Origin of the sequence: Nocardia sp. CA-290969, from assembly GCF_050936135.1 — a bacterium.
GTDB lineage: Bacteria > Actinomycetota > Actinomycetes > Mycobacteriales > Mycobacteriaceae > Nocardia.
The window spans coordinates 5,358,900-5,373,714 of record NZ_JBNJNJ010000001.1 but is presented as its reverse complement, the minus strand read 5'-3'; the positions used below and the strand labels follow the sequence as shown (position 1 = coordinate 5,373,714).

At 69.2% G+C, this 14,815-nt stretch carries 13 protein-coding genes; 11 read left to right on the top strand and 2 right to left on the bottom strand.

Annotated elements, in window-relative coordinates; translation table 11 throughout:
* Nucleotides 1-57: 57 nt before the first annotated feature.
* The 5 genes from ACQEVO_RS24630 (at nt 58) to ACQEVO_RS24610 (ending at nt 5,338) form a co-directional block, all read left to right on the top strand.
* On the top strand, nt 58-1,206 hold the full coding sequence (locus ACQEVO_RS24630) for an acetamidase/formamidase family protein (protein ID WP_432917496.1): 1,149 nt from the start codon (nt 58-60) through the stop codon (nt 1,204-1,206).
* A gap of 281 nt (nt 1,207-1,487) precedes the next feature.
* Nucleotides 1,488-2,648, top strand: a complete 1,161-nt coding sequence (locus ACQEVO_RS24625) for an amidase family protein (protein ID WP_432917493.1) — start codon at nt 1,488-1,490, stop codon at nt 2,646-2,648.
* Nucleotides 2,645-3,616, top strand: coding sequence for an ABC transporter substrate-binding protein (locus tag ACQEVO_RS24620; RefSeq protein ID WP_432917490.1), 972 nt, complete (start codon nt 2,645-2,647; stop codon nt 3,614-3,616). Before ACQEVO_RS24625 ends, ACQEVO_RS24620 begins: the two co-directional genes overlap by 4 nt.
* Nucleotides 3,616-4,512 (top strand): ABC transporter permease, encoded by an 897-nt coding sequence (locus ACQEVO_RS24615; RefSeq protein ID WP_432917487.1) that lies wholly within the window; start codon nt 3,616-3,618, stop codon nt 4,510-4,512. The genes ACQEVO_RS24620 and ACQEVO_RS24615 overlap by 1 nt, the downstream gene beginning before the upstream one ends.
* Nucleotides 4,513-4,531: 19 nt before the next feature.
* Nucleotides 4,532-5,338 (top strand): ABC transporter ATP-binding protein, encoded by an 807-nt coding sequence (locus tag ACQEVO_RS24610; protein WP_432917484.1) that lies wholly within the window; start codon nt 4,532-4,534, stop codon nt 5,336-5,338.
* A 20-nt stretch (nt 5,339-5,358) separates the two neighbouring features.
* On the opposite strand, the gene ACQEVO_RS24605 is transcribed toward ACQEVO_RS24610, so the two are convergent.
* Both ACQEVO_RS24605 and ACQEVO_RS24600 read right to left on the bottom strand, forming a co-directional pair.
* Nucleotides 5,359-6,603 carry an amidohydrolase family protein gene (locus tag ACQEVO_RS24605; protein WP_432917481.1) on the bottom strand — a complete coding sequence of 415 codons (1,245 nt, stop codon included), beginning with the start codon at nt 6,601-6,603 and terminating at the stop codon, nt 5,359-5,361.
* A gap of 396 nt (nt 6,604-6,999) precedes the next feature.
* On the bottom strand, nt 7,000-7,641 hold the full coding sequence (locus ACQEVO_RS24600) for a GntR family transcriptional regulator (RefSeq protein WP_432917478.1): 642 nt from the start codon (nt 7,639-7,641) through the stop codon (nt 7,000-7,002).
* 281 nt (nt 7,642-7,922) lie between these two features.
* On the opposite strand from ACQEVO_RS24600, the gene ACQEVO_RS24595 reads away from it, so the two are divergent.
* From ACQEVO_RS24595 to ACQEVO_RS24570, 6 genes are all read left to right on the top strand, one after another.
* The gene (locus ACQEVO_RS24595) at nt 7,923-8,666 is read left to right on the top strand and encodes a sulfite exporter TauE/SafE family protein (RefSeq protein ID WP_432917475.1); all 744 of its coding nucleotides are present in this window, start codon (nt 7,923-7,925) and stop codon (nt 8,664-8,666) included.
* A 23-nt stretch (nt 8,667-8,689) separates the two neighbouring features.
* Nucleotides 8,690-9,928 carry an amidohydrolase gene (locus tag ACQEVO_RS24590; RefSeq protein ID WP_432917472.1) on the top strand — a complete coding sequence of 413 codons (1,239 nt, stop codon included), beginning with the start codon at nt 8,690-8,692 and terminating at the stop codon, nt 9,926-9,928.
* A 68-nt stretch (nt 9,929-9,996) separates the two neighbouring features.
* Nucleotides 9,997-10,803, top strand: a complete 807-nt coding sequence (locus ACQEVO_RS24585; RefSeq protein ID WP_432917469.1) for an ABC transporter ATP-binding protein — start codon at nt 9,997-9,999, stop codon at nt 10,801-10,803.
* Nucleotides 10,800-11,666: an ABC transporter permease gene (locus tag ACQEVO_RS24580; RefSeq protein WP_432917466.1), complete on the top strand. Its 867-nt coding sequence runs from the start codon at nt 10,800-10,802 to the stop codon at nt 11,664-11,666. Before ACQEVO_RS24585 ends, ACQEVO_RS24580 begins: the two co-directional genes overlap by 4 nt.
* Before the next feature lie 85 nt (nt 11,667-11,751).
* Entirely contained in the window at nt 11,752-12,888 is a 1,137-nt protein-coding gene (locus ACQEVO_RS24575) for an ABC transporter substrate-binding protein (RefSeq protein ID WP_432917463.1), read from the top strand.
* A gap of 318 nt (nt 12,889-13,206) precedes the next feature.
* Nucleotides 13,207-14,751 carry an acyl-CoA synthetase gene (locus tag ACQEVO_RS24570; RefSeq protein WP_432917460.1) on the top strand — a complete coding sequence of 515 codons (1,545 nt, stop codon included), beginning with the start codon at nt 13,207-13,209 and terminating at the stop codon, nt 14,749-14,751.
* The last annotated feature ends 64 nt before the right edge of the window (nt 14,752-14,815 follow it).

The window sequence follows — 14,815 nt, the reverse complement described above, 5'->3', positions numbered from 1 at the left end:
CGGCTGCCACGCCTTACGGTCGGTGCATCAGGTGGTCTGACCAATGAGGAGGTCGCGGTGACGACGCTGATCGGGCAGGAGTGTGCCGCCGCATTTCCGGTGCTGCAGCAGGATTCGGGAATCGAGCCGGGCGCGGTCTACATACCGGCCGATCCCGGCAAGGTGCTCTGGGGCCGGCTGCCGTGCCGGACGGATACCGCGGTCGCCACGATCGCGCCCGGATCGACGGTGGTGATCGATACCGTCAGCCACGAGGGCATCCTCGAAGACCAGGGTTCGGACCCGGTGCGCTACTTCGGAACCCACGGCGTGGACCCCGCGGACGTACTCGACGACGCGGTCGCCGTGGCCGCACGGCGCCGACGCGAACCGGGCGCCGGGCCGCATATCGTCACCGGGCCGATCGCGGTCGACGGTGCGCGGCCCGGCGATCTGCTGGCGGTCCGGATCGACGACCTCGCCATGCGCGCACCCTACGGGGTGGTGTCGACCCGGCACGGTCGCGGTGTACTGGCCGGCCGGCCGGGATTCGACGGTGACTACGGGCAGTTCTGCCGGGTCCGGGAACGGGACGGCCGCTGGTTCGGTGCCATGCCCCTCGATACCGCGGGACGGGCCGGCAGCGCCGTATTCCCGCTGGACCCGTTCCTGGGAATCATCGGGGTGGCCACCGATACCGGCATCCGCGTGGGCTCGGTCCCACCCGGCCCGCACGGCGGCAATATCGACGTCAAACTCCTCACCCCGGGCGCGACCCTGTTCCTCCCGGTCCAGGCACCCGAGGCGCTGCTGTATATCGGTGACCCCCATTTCGCCCAGGGCGACGGTGAGGTCGCGCTGACCGCCCTGGAAGCGCCGCTGCGCGCCACCCTCACCGTGGACGTGATACCCGCGGCAGAGATCGCGGGCGGTTTCGGCGGCCGGATCGGCCCGTTCGCCGCCGCGCACGGCTTGCTGATCCCCACCGGAATGCATCCCGACCTGAACACCGCCCTCGAACTCTGCGTCGACCACGCGATCGACCTGGTCACCGGTCTGTTCGATGCCGACCCCCGGCAGGCCTACCTGTACCTCAGCGCCGCCGCCGATTTCACCATCTCCCAGGCCGTCGACCAGGTGCGCGGAGTGCACGGCGCGGTCCGCCGATCCGATTTCGGCGCGGGCGCGGGCACCGCGTTCGCCCGCCGCATCCTGGAACGCGTGTGATGGGCTCGGCGGGCGGCGGGGCCGAGCGCGGGAAAGCCTGCGTCGGAGCGGCCGCCGGCAATACCGGCGCCGCCGACCGCGCCGGGACAGGTGCGGCCGCAGGTGCCGGAATGGGGCGGGTCTGGGGCACGCGCCCGACTCCGGTCGCCCGGGTCGGCGCCTGCGCTGTTGTGGATGGGAACCCGGCTGCGGCGGCTGACCGAGCCGGTGCGGCCGGCGGCCGCGCCGATCGAGCTGCCCCGGAGGGGGAGAGCAACTACGCGCGAGGTGCCGATCCGGCGGTGTGGAGACTGCGAGGGGCACCCCTGATCGCGGCCACCGCGACCGGCCCGCTCGCCGGTGCGACTGTCGCGGTGAAAGATCTGTACGCGCTGTCGGGATTCACCATCGGGGCCGGGGTTCAGGCTTTTGTCCGTGAGCAGCGGCCCGCGGTGCACCATGCCGCCGCGGTGGCATGGTTGCTGGCCGCAGGTGCCGAAATTGCGGGGATCGCGCAAACCGACGAGTTCGCCTACAGCCTCACCGGTAGCAACGGGCGCTACGGTATGCCGGTCAATCCGGCGGCGCCCGAACGTATTCCGGGCGGATCGACAAGCGGGCCCGCGGTGGCGGTGGCTCGTGGTGAGGCCGATATCGGGCTCGGTACGGATACCGCCGGGTCGATCCGGGTCCCGGCGGCGTATCAGGGCTTGTGGGGGATACGCACGACCCACGGTCGGATCGACACCACCGGACTGCTGCCGCTGGCGCAGTCGTTCGACACCGTCGGCTGGGTTACCGCGGATGGGGAAACGCTGGCCGCCGTGGCGGAATGCCTGGCCGGCCCCGATACCGCGACCCCGGCCGGTTTCGTTGTCGATGACCGATTATGCGCCGCCGCCGACTCCGGCATCGGATCGGCGGTCCATCGGCTGGCGGGCGCGTGCGAGGCCGAACCGGTCGGCATCTATCCGCCCGACGGCTGGCTCTCCGCGTTTCGCGTGGTCCAGGCGTATGAAGCGTGGGCGAACCACGGAGAATGGGTCGCCGCGCACCCCGGTGAGTTGGAACCGGACGTGGCGCAGCGGTTCGCCTTCGCCGCGACGGTGACCGCCGAACAGGCGTCCGCCGCGCGCGCCGAGCTCGCGGCCGCCGCGGACCGCATCCGGACCACCCTCGGTGACCGGGTCCTGCTGCTCCCCGCCGCCGCGACCCCACCGCCACTTCGCACGGCGGGCTCCGACCTCCGCGAATCCACCCGCGCACGCACCCTGCGCCTGACCTGTCTCGCGTCGATCGCGGGCCTGCCCGCGGTGACCCTGCCGCTGGGCCGCGATGAGGGCGGCCCCAGCGGAGTGTGCCTGGTGGGCGCGCCGGGCACCGACCGTTCCCTGATCAGCCTCGCACTCAGCATCGCCGCTGTTCCGGCCGAGGGCTCGCCGCACAGTGAGGAACCAGTATGAAACGTCCATTCCACCAGCTGTTCTCGATCATCGGTGTGCTGTTGCTCGCGGTGGCCGGGCTGACCGGATGTATCGCCGCCCCCGACAGCGCCGGCGGCGACCCCGGCGCGATCCGGATCGGGACGCTGCGCGGGCAACCCCACCTGTACGCGCCGTACTTCATGCAGCGGTTCGCCCCGCAGGGCACCACCTACGAAATCGTGCTGTTCGAGAATTCGCCGGATATCAAGAACGCGCTGGCCTCCGGCGCCGTCGATATCGGCGTCCTGGGCGCCCCCGCGATGCTCGCCGGTATCGCCGCGAATCAGGACATCGCGATCATCGCCTCGGCCGCCGACGGCGGGTCCGGTTTCGTCGGGCGGCCCGAAATCCGCACGGTGCAGGATCTGCGCGGTAAGCGGATCGGATTCCCCGCCGGGTCCTCTCAGGAAATCGCGCTGAAACTCACCTTGAGTGCCAAAGGGCTCGATCCGGAAACCGACGTGCAACTGGTGAACCTGGCGTATTCGGATATGGCCGGCGCCTACACAGCGGGCCGGGTGGACGCGTTCCTCAGCGCCGAAATGGGGGTGTCCATCGCCCGGCAGGCCGGTGCGCACCAGATCCTCTCGCCGTACGAAACGCCGATCGGCGCCACCAATATCGTCCTCGGCGGGAACGGCCGGTTCCTGGACGAGCAGCCCGATCGCGCCCGCGAGACCGTCCAAAGCTTCACGCGTGCTATCGAATTCATGCAGGGCGATCACGACGCCTGGGCGGCCGGACTGGTCGAAACGTTCGGAATGGACCGCGCGGTCACCGATATCGCCATCCAGAACGTCATGCTGCGCTGGGAACTCGACGACGAATTCCGGCAGCGGGTCACGGAACTGGCGCGCCAGATGCTGGAGTTCGATCAACTACCCACCGCGCCCGATATGGCCGAGGTCTTCCGGACCGAGTTCCTCGGCACCCCGGCGAGCCAGTGATGGCTACGGTCGATACCCGGACCGAGACCACGAGCCGGCCGCGCCTGCCCGAGTCCGCGGGCGAACCCGAGCGGCGGGCGTGGCGGACCCGCTCCGGTGCCCGGGTCGCCGCGGTGCTCTGGGCGCTCCCGGTGCCGCTGCTGGGGCTGCTGCTGTGGGATCGTGGCGTCGGCGGTGGCTGGACCCTGCCGTTCGGTATCCAGATGCAATTCCTGCCGACCCCCTACGAGGTGGCCCGCCGGCTCGCCGACCTCGCCGTCGGCGGTATCGTCGACGACACCTACAGCGGCACCCTGTGGCTGCACCTGTACGCCAGCACATTGCGGGTGGTGCAGGGATTCGCGATCGCGGCCGCCGTCGCGGTACCGCTCGGCATCCTGATGGGTCGTTCGCGGACCGTGAACCGGATGCTCGAACCGACTCTCGGCCTGGTGCGGCCGATCCCGGTGACCGCGTGGGCGCCGCTTTCGCTGCTCATCATCGGGTTCGGTGACCGCGCGACCATCTTCCTGGTCTTCCTGGCCGCGGTGTTCTCCATTCTCATCAACACCGTCGCCGGTGTCCGGGCGGTACCGGACCGCTTGTTCGAGGCCGCCGCCATGCTCGGCACGCCGCCCGCGCAAACCCTGTACAAAGTGGTGCTGCCCGCAGCGATACCCACCATCGTCTCCGGGTTGCGGATCGCTCTCGGCCTCTCCTGGGTGATCCTCGTCGTCGGCGAAACCGTCGGTATCCGAGTGGGTTTGGGTGCGTTGATCACGCAGGCCCGGGAACAATCGCGTACCGACCTCATCGTCGCCGTGATGATCGTGATCGGCCTGGCCGGATTCCTCGCCGACCGCATCATGATGCTCGCCATCCGCCTGCTCGTCGGCCGCCGCCCGCTCCTCCCATGACCACGGACCAGGTGATCGTATGAAGATCTATTCCACCCGCCGCCGCCCGCACCGCCCGGCCCGGATCGTTCTCGACGAGCTGGGCAAAAGGTATCCCGGCGCGCCCGGACCGGCCGTCGAAGGAGTCACACTCGATATCGCCGCCGGCGAATTCGTCTGCGTCGTCGGTGCCAGCGGCTGCGGGAAATCGACCCTGCTGCGGATCCTCGCCGGCTTCGAAACCGCCACGATGGGGGTGGTGACGGTCGGCGACGAGCCCGTGGCCGGCCCCGGCCCCGACCGCGGCGTGGTCTTCCAGGACTACGGCCTGTTCCCGTGGCTCACCGTCGCCGAGAACGTCGCCTACGGTCCGAAACAGGCCCGGATGACCCGCGACGATATCCGCGAAACCACCGCCCGCTGCCTCGAAACCGTAGGGCTGACCCGCGTTCGCGATTCCTTCCCGCACCAGCTCTCCGGCGGTATGCAGCAGCGCGTCGCCATCGCCCGCGTCCTGGCCAACCGGCCCGCCGTCCTGCTCATGGACGAACCGTTCGGCGCCCTGGATGCCCTCACCCGCAGCGATATGCAGGCCGAACTCGGCCGGATCCACCGGGAGTCGGGCGTCACGGTCGTCTTCGTCACCCACAGCGTCGAAGAAGCGGTGTACCTGTCGGACCGGGTGGTGGTCATGGCCGGCGGTACCGCCCACGGCACGGCCGGCCATATCCGCGACATCATCGACATCGAACTACCCCGCGACCGCGAAGTGACCGCCCCGGAATTCAACGACTACCAACGCCGTATCGACGCGTTGATCCACCAGGGCAACCGATCGGCCGCCTGACCGGGCAATCTCGAGGGCGCTTACGCCGGGACGGCCGGGACCAACTCCTTGTTCCGGGTCGTCCGCGCGACCACACGCCCCGATTTGATCACGTAGCAGCGATCGGGGCGGTCCAGGAGCGCGTCGGCGACCCGGTACGTGGACAGGACCACGAGGTCGGCGGCCGCGCCTTCGCGGAGGCCGTAGTTTTCGGTTATCCCCACGACCGCGGCGGCTTCGTAGGTCGCCATACCGAGTACTCGGGTGAGATCCTCGGGGCCCGCCAGGTGCGAGGTCTGGGCCAGGAACAGCCCGATATCGAGCAGGTCGGCATTGCCGTAGGGGGTGAACGCATTGCGAATATTGTTGGACGAGAACGCGGTTCGTACACCCGCAGCCCACAGTTCGCGCACGGGGGCGATACCGCGGCGGATATTCGCGCTGTCCCCGCGGCCGCCGAGGAACATATCCGTGGCCGGCAGCGGAACCACCGCCACGCCCGCTTCGGCGAGGCGGCGCAGCACTCGCTGCCGGTCGGCGGGTGGGCGGGCGGCCAGGGAGGTGGCGTGGCCGATGGTGACGCGGCCGCCCATGCCGGTGCGTTCGGTGACATCGGCGATGTAGTCGGCGAGGGCGAAACGGGGGTCGGTGGTGTCGTCGGCGAAATCGGCGTGCAGGTCCACCGGGACCTCGAATTCGGCGGCCAGATCGAAGACCAGATCGATATGGCGGCGGCACTGTGCCACCGAGTCCTCGTTGTAGGTGCAGCCGCCGATCACCTCGGCGCCCGCGTTCAGTGCCTCGCGGAGCAGGGCGAGGGTGCCGGGGGCACGTAGGATGCCCTCCTGCGGGAAGGCGACGATCTGCAGATCGATCCGGCCGCGGAACTCCTCGCGTAGCTCGAGCAATGTATTCACACCGAGGAGACCGACGATCGGGTCGACATCCGGGTGAGCGCGAATCGTTGTGGTGCCGTTGGTTATCGCTTGTTCCAGGACGCGGCGGGCGCGGTCGCGGATCGAGGCGGCGGTGAACTCGCGTTTCAGCTCCGCGGTGACGGCGATCGCCTGGGCGAGGGTCCCGTCGCCGGTGCGTTCGCGGTCCAGCAGGGCCTTGTCCAGATGTACATGTGATTCGACCAGGCCGGGGATCACTACCCGGGCGGCGCAGTCGATCTCCTGCTCGGCGCCGCACGCCAAGTCCGGGCCGACCGCGGTGATGACCCCGGCGGTGACGGCGATATCCACGAGCGGGGCCGAGTCGTCGATATGGGCGTTGCGCAGCACAAGATCGGCGTGAGCGCTATCCGGCCGATCTTCCGGACGGCCGGGCGGCAGGTTCAGCGTGCGATCCGGTATCGGATCGTGCGCACTGTGCTGTGCCGCCGTCGGCGCTCGCCGCGCCGTCAGTGGATCGGCCGTGTGGCCGGGCCGCGGATTCGGTGTGGTCGGCGACGGGTCGACCCCGCCGCCGAGAAGGGGAGCCGCAACGCTGAGTCCAGCATGACCGGGCATGCCGGTCCCAGGGGTGCGGGGCAGCGGCTGCTGGGCGGCGCGAGGAAATGAGCGAGGTGCGCTCGGCGGCTGCGGGTTCGGCAACGGGACCTCCGGGGTGGCGGAATGCGTCACCGTTTGTATACGACCCGCCTGTTTCCGGCGGGGTCGCGGAATGCTTCGCGGAGGTTACGAACGCGCCGGCGCGGAGCGGGTGTGCCGGAGGCGGTAGGCGGTGGTCGCGTGGCCGATATGTTCGGTGACCAGCCGCTGGGCCCGTTCCGCGTCGCGGGCTTCCAGAGCGGCGCAGATGTGTTCGTGTTCGAGCCAGGAATCGGCGGCGCGGCGGGGGAGTTCCACCGCGTAGACCCAGGCGATCTTCCAGCCGAGCTGGGTGATGAGCTGGGTCAGCAGGGTGCTGCCCGACGCTTCGGCCAGGACCTCGTGGAAGCGGCTGTTGAGCCTGGTCAGCTCGTCGAGCCGGCCGGTGCGCACGGCGTCCTGGCCGAGTGTGGTGAGTTCTTTGAGGCGGCCGAGTTGTTCGGGGGTGCGGCGTAGCGCGGCGCGGCCGGCGCACAGCGGTTCCAGCAGGGCGCGGATTTCGAGCAGGTCGGCGGCTTCGTCCTCGGTCAATTCGGCGACGAAGGTCCCGGCGTAGGGGCGTGAGTATGCGAAGCCCTCGGCTTCCAAGGTGCGCAAGGCCTCCCGAACGGGGACACGGGAGACCCCGTAACTCTCGGCGATCGTATCCTCGGTCAGCCGCTGACCAGGGGCGAAGACACCGTTGATGATGTCCTCGCGGAGTGCGCGGCACACCTGCTGTTTGGTCATTCGCGGGTTACTGCCGGCCACATCGTCCTCGCCTGGGTCGGGGGCGCGGTCGCATACGATCCACCGCCCGGTACTCCACTGGATACCAGGTCCGGGCGCGGAACGCCGGTGTGGGGTGAACGGATCACACGGTCGGACCGTTCGACCGGCCTGGTCGCGGGCTCGATCGCCCGGTGTGCGCGCGAAATATCCGGGTTTCGGGCGGGCTCCGTGGCGGCTCGGTCGGCATAGGCAGAGAGTTTCGTATACGATCCTGACTCATTTCGGATCGGAGGGACATCATGGATCCCGCGTACGCGCTTCTACTGCTGGTGGCCGGGTTCGGCGCCGGTGTCTGCAATGCCATCGCCGGTGGGGGCAGCCTGCTGTCGTTTCCCGCGCTGCTGGCCACCGGCCTGCCGCCCGTCACCGCGACGGTGACCAACGCCGTCGCGGTATGGCCCGGGTACCTGGGCGGCGCGGCCGCCCTGCGGTCCCGGCTCACCGAACACCGCAGCCTGCTCCCGCGATTGATCCTCACCGGCACCGCCGGCGCTGTCGGCGGAGTGATCGCGCTGCTGGCCGCGCCGCCCGAGGTATTCGCCGCGCTGGTGCCCTATCTGGTGCTGGCGGCCACCGCCCTGTTCGCCGCCCAGCCGGTGATCTCGCGACGGCTCACGGAGAAGGGTCGAGATTCCCGGTTCACCCTGTTCGCGGGCGTTTTCCTGGGTGGCGTCTACGGCGCGTACTTCAACGGCGGCATGGGCATTGTGCTGCTCACGGCCCTCGCGCTCGGGATCGACGCCTCGATCAATTTGCTGAACGGCCTCAAAAGTGCGCTGACCCTGACGGTTTCGACCACCGCGACCGTGGCCGTGGCGCTTTTCGGCCCCGTCGAATGGTGGTCCGTGGCCGTGCTGGCACCGGCGTGCCTGGCCGGCGGGACCCTCGGCGCCAAGATCGCCGACCGCCTGCGCCCCGGCGTGTTCCGCGCCGTGGTGATCGTCTTCGGTGCCGGTGCGGGCACCGCCATGTTGTTCACCTGAACCTGTCGAAAGAAGGAACCGCAGTGTCTGCTCCCCAGTTCACCGAGGCGTCCGATGCGCTGCCCGGCGCCGATCTCCTGCTCCGCAACGGCCGTCCGTGGGAACCCGGCCGACCGGCCGAAACGGCCGATATCCTGATCCGCGGCGGCCGGATCGAGAGTATCGGCGCGGGCCTGTCCGCGCCCGGCGCCGAATCCGTCGATCTCGACGGCGCGCTGGTCCTGCCCGGTTTCGTCGACACCCACTGCCATCTGGACAAAACCCTGTGGGGCGGCCCCTGGGTGCCCAACACCGGTGGCCGTTCGCTGGCGGGCCGGATCGCCAACGGCGAGGGCCGGCGTCGCGAACTCGGTATCCCCAATGCCGATTACTCGGCGGACCTGCTCGCCACCATGGTCGCCGGCGGTACGGCGTACGTCCGCAGCCATATCGATATCGACCCCGAAGTGGGCCTGGCCGGCGTCGAAGCGGTGCGCGCCGCCGCCGCCCGCCACCGCGACCGCGTGGACGTCGAACTCGTTGCCTTCCCGCAGGGCGGCCTGATGTGCCGGCCGGGTGTGGCCGAGCTGCTGGCCGCGGCCCTCGCCGACGGTGTGGAGGTGGTGGGCGGGATCGACCCCGCCGGTTTCGACGGCGACCCCACCGGCCAGCTCGACGTGATCTTCGGCCTGGCCGAACGGTTCGGCGTGAAAATCGATATCCACCTGCACGATCCCGGCTTGCTCGGCGCCTGGGAGTTCGACCTGATCATCGAACGCACCCGGGCGACCGGACTGGCCGGCCGGGTCACCATCAGCCACGCCTACGCGATGGGCGCGCTGCCGCCCGGCGAGCAGCAGCGCATCGCGGAAAGCCTGGCGGAAGCGGGTGTAGCCATGGTGACCTGCGCGGTCGGTGACGCGCCGGTGGTCCCGCTGCGGGTCATGCACGCGGCCGGGGCGACCCTCGCGCTGGGCAACGACGGTATCCGCGACCTGTGGACCCCGTACGGCGACGGAGACATGCTGCGCCGCATCGGCACGGTCGCCTTCCGCGACCGGCTGCTGGCCGACGAGGAGATCGAACTGGCCCTCGCCGCCGGAACCTACGGCGGCGCGAAGGTTCTGGGGCTGACCGACTACGGCCTGCGGCCCGGCGCCCGCGCCGATCTGCTCACCGTGCGAGCGCCCGCACCCGCGGCCGCGGTGGTCGGGGTGCCGGTGCGCGGACTGGTCGTCAAAGGCGGGCGCGTGGTCGCGCGCGACGGCCAACTGGCGGACTGATCGTATACGAAACAGGGGCGTAATCCGGTGGACCGCGATCCGCAATCAGCGCCCGATAAAACTGTTTCATGAGTACAGAGCCAATCCCGGCGCCGACCTCTTCGGGGGAGGCAACGTATACGACCGAACCCGGACCGGCCCTCGCATTCCGGAACGTGTCGATGGTCTTCGAGAACGGCACCGCCGCCCTGCGCGATATCGATATCACCGTCCGCCCAGGGGAATTCGTCTCCCTGGTCGGCCCGTCGGGTTGCGGCAAATCGACGCTGCTGCGCCTGGCGGCCGGTTTCGAACAGGCCAGTTCCGGGAGCGTCGAGGTCGATACCGGCCATCTCGGCTACGTCTTCCAGGAAGCCACGCTGCTGCCGTGGCGCACGGTACTGCGGAATGTGGAACTGCCCGCGGAACTGGCCGGGACGGCGCGGGGCGAACGCCGGGCAGCCGCACTCGACGCCATCGAGCGAGTGGGGCTGGCCGGTTTCGAGAAACACAAACCCGCGCAACTGTCGGGCGGGATGCGCATGCGCGCCTCCATCGCCCGTGCGCTCACCCTGCGGCCCGAAGTGTTCCTGTTCGACGAACCGTTCGGAGCGCTCGACGAGATCACCCGCCAGCGCCTCAACGAGGAAGTCGGCAGCCTGTTCCGGCGCGACGCCTTCGCGGGTGTTTTCGTCACCCATTCCGTGCCCGAGGCGGTGTTCATGTCCACCCGGGTCGTTGTGCTCACCGGCCGGCCGGGCCGGGTCGCCGCCGATATCCCGGTACCCCTGGATTTCCCGCGGGCACCGGGCCTGCGCTACACGGCGGAATTCGCCGAGATCGCGGCCGAGGTATCGGCCGCGCTGCACTCCGCCGAACAGGCGGTCGCGGCATGACCACGGTCGCGGCCGATACCGCCGCCGCCACGGTCACCGCGCGCACCGCGCCGAAACCCGCGAAACCGGCCCGGCGCAAGCGGTCCGCGCCGGTGCGGATCATCGCCCCGGTCGTGGTGTTCGTCGTGGTCATGGCCGGCTGGTATTTCGCGAGCCACTATCTGATCGCCGCCGAATCGCGGTTCCTGCTGCCGGGTCCCGACGAGGTGATCACCGAAGGTCTGCTGGACTCGGGCGTGCGCGCCGAAATCCTGTCCGCGCTGGGCTCCACGGTGCTGGTCGCGCTGAGCGGTCTGGTCATCGCCATGGTGCTGGGGGTGGGTTTCGCCGTGGTGATGAGCCAGGCGCGGTGGGCCGAGTACTCGCTGTACCCGTACGCGGTGATCCTGCAGACCATCCCGATCCTGGCGGTGGTCCCGCTGTTCGGGTTCTGGTTCGGCTACGAATTCGGCAGCCGGGTGATCGTCTGCGTGATGGTGTCGCTGTTCCCGGTGGTCACCAATACGCTGTTCGGGCTGAAATCCGTGGCGCCCGCCGAACACGACCTGTTCACCCTGCACGGCGCCACCCGCCTGCAGCGGCTGCTGAAACTCCAGCTGCCGACAGCGCTTCCGGCGATGATCTCGGGTTTCAAGATCTCCGGCGGGATGGCCATCATCGGGTCCATCGTGGCGGACTTCTTCTTCCGCCAGGGCGAACCCGGAATCGGCCGGATGATCGACGTCTACCGGCAGCGCCTGGCGACCGAGGAACTGCTCACCGCACTGCTGCTCTCCTCGCTGGCCGGGCTGATCCTGTTCTGGCTCTTCGATTTCCTGGCCGTCCGCGTCGAACGCGCCCACGGCCGCCGCCGCGGCCACTGACCGAGTCCGGCCCATTACGTCGTCGTCACGACGAGAACCGCCGCAGTCGCGGCACCCCGTCCTCCGCTCACCCGAGGAAGTTTCCATGAAGAGATCGATCTCCGTCCTGACAGCCGTCGCCGGCAGCGTCCTGCTCGCCGGGTGCGGCGGTGCCACCTCCGTCCCGGAACCCACCGGAGAAGGCCCGCTGGCCGGGGTCTGCCCGGCCACGGTCGTCATCCAGACGGACTGGTACGCGACACCGGAACGCGCCGCCGCCTTCCAGCTGGTCGGCCCCGACGGCACCGTCGACGTCAACAAGGGTTCCTACGCGGGCCCGCTCGGCGATACCGGGATCAACGTGGAAGTCCGTCTCGGCGGTCCCTTCCTGGGCGGCCAGCCGGTACCCGCCCAGATGTATCAGGACACCTCGATCACCCTCGGTTTCGTCCCCACCGACGATGCCGTCCGCGCCCAGGAGGAATTCCCGGTCACCGGCGTTTTCGCCTCGCTGGACGTGAACCCGCAGATCATCATGTGGGATCCGGCGACCTACCAGGTCGAATCCTGGAAGGACGTACCCGGTACGAAGGCGCCGGTGGTGTACAGCGAGGGCAAGATCTTCATGGACTATCTCGTCGCCAACGGGTACGTGAGCAAAGAGCAGGCCGACGCCTCCTTCGACGGCACTCCGAGCCGTTTCGTCGCCGAACGCGGCAAGGTGATGCAACAGGGGTATGTCTCCAACGAGCCCTACCGCTGGGCACACGATGTGGAGGGCTGGCGTAAACCCACCGACTACCTGCTGGTGCACGAATCCGGCTACGAGATCTACCCGCACGCCTGGTCGGTCCGCTCCGGCGAACTCGACACCCTGCGCCCCTGCCTGACGGAGCTGGTCCCGATGCTGCAACAGGCCCAGGCCGACTACATCGCCGACCCCGAACCGGTCAACGCCGCCCTGCTGCGTATCGCCGAAACCATCCCCGACGGCCCGCCGATGACCGCCGCCGGGAACACGGATTCGGTGAAGGTCCAGGTGGCGGAGAAGATCGTCGGCAACGGTCCCGACGACACCCTCGGCAACTTCGACACCGCCCGGGTGGACCGGGTGATCGAGGCGGTCACCCCGATCCTGCGTAACCGTGGCGACCGGATCGCCGACGGTCTCACCGCGGCCGACCTCGTGACGAACGAATTCATCGACCCCGCGATAGGGCTGCCCGCCGTTCCGAAACCCTGATCCGGCACCGCACCGATGCCCGTCGCCGATCGTCGCTCAGTGAGTGACGATCGGCGACGGGCATACCTGTATCCGATCTGCCGTCAATCCGGCGAGAGCGGAATATTGCGTATTTGAAAGTGCTATTCTCGGCGGTCGAGCGTGGTCGCGGCGCCGATCAGCAGCCTTCTATCGGGCCGGTCGATTCGGGTGGCGCGTCGCGCTCGGGGCCCGCGCGGGCACCGTCGCGCGGGCGGTGCCCGGACCCGGTAAAAGGGGGCTTTCATAGCCGACGATTCCATTTCCGCCGAGATCGGCCGTCCCACGCCGGCCGCTCCGATGACCCCGGGGTGGCATGCGCAGCACACACCGGACCGTCCCGCCGTCGTCATGGCTACAAGCGGCGAAGTACTGACCTACCGGGACCTGGAACACCGATCGATCCGGATCGCCCGGGCGCTGCACGCTCGCGGACTGCGGGTCGGCGACCATATCGCGATCCTGATGGAGAACAATCGCCAGTACCTCGAAACGGCGTGGGCGGCGCAGCGCTCCGGCCTGTACTACACGGCGATCAACTGGCATCTGACCGCCGGTGAGGTGCAGTACATCCTCGACGACTGTGGTGCCACCGCCCTCGTTGCCGGTGCCACCATGGCGGAGGTGATCGCGGATCTCGACCTCTCCCGGATTCCGGTGCGGATCGCGGGAACCGGCGAACTACCGGGTTTCGAGCGGTACGACGAGGTGCTGACGGCGCAGCCGGCGGATCCCCTCGGCCGCGACGAGTGCGAAGGCCGCGAAATGCTGTACTCCTCCGGAACGACCGGGCGGCCGAAAGGTATCCGCAAGCCCCTTCCGGCGACCCTGCTCGGTGATCCGTCGGCGGCGCCGGTGCAGATCGCGCGCGGGCTGCTGATCAGCGGCGCCACGGAGGACGCGGTCTATCTGTCGCCCGCCCCGCTGTACCACGGTGCGCCACTGGTGTTCTCGATGTCGTGGCACCGGCTCGGCGCCACCGTCGTCATCATGGAACGCTTCGACCCCCGGCAATGCCTGGAACTCATCGAGCGGTACCGCGTCACCCACACCCAGATGGTGCCGACCATGTTCGTGCGCATGCTGCGGCTACCACCCGCCGAACGCGACCGCTACGACACCTCGAGCCTGGTCGATGTCGTGCATTCCGCGGCGCCGTGCCCGGTCGCGATCAAACAGCAGATGCTGGACTGGTGGGGCCCGATCATCTCCGAGTACTACTCGGGCACCGAAGATGTCGGCAACACCTACATCACCGCCCGCGAATGGCTCGACCACCCCGGTTCGGTGGGCCGGCCCGCCCAGGAGTGCCATATCGTCGGCGAGGACGGCGCCGAACTGCCGGTGGGGGAGGTGGGGGTCGTGTATTTCGCCGGCGGCCGCCCCTTCGAATACCATCACGACCCCGCCAAAACCGCCGCGGCCGCCCACCCGAACGGCTGGCGCACCCTCGGCGATATGGGCTACCTCGACGCCGACGGCTACCTCTACCTCACCGACCGGCAAGCCCACATGATCATTTCCGGCGGCGTGAACATCTATCCCCAGGAAGCCGAGAACGTCCTCGCCGCCCATCCCGCGGTCGCGGACGTGGCGGTGATCGGGGTCCCCGACGAGGAAATGGGCGAAGCGGTGAAGGCTGTCGTCCAACCCGCCGACCCGGCCGCCGCCGGCGACGATCTGGCCGCCGAACTCATCGCCTTCTGCCGCACCGAACTGGCGGCCTACAAATGCCCCCGCTCGATCGACTTCACCGGCGAACTACCCCGCGATCCGAGCGGCAAGCTCTACAAACGCCGCCTGCGCGAGTCGTACTGGAAAGACCACGACAACCTGATCATCTGATCCGGCCGAACCACCCGGGCCGAGCGCCGCCGCCTCCGAGAAGCGGCACGTCGGTCCTATGTTT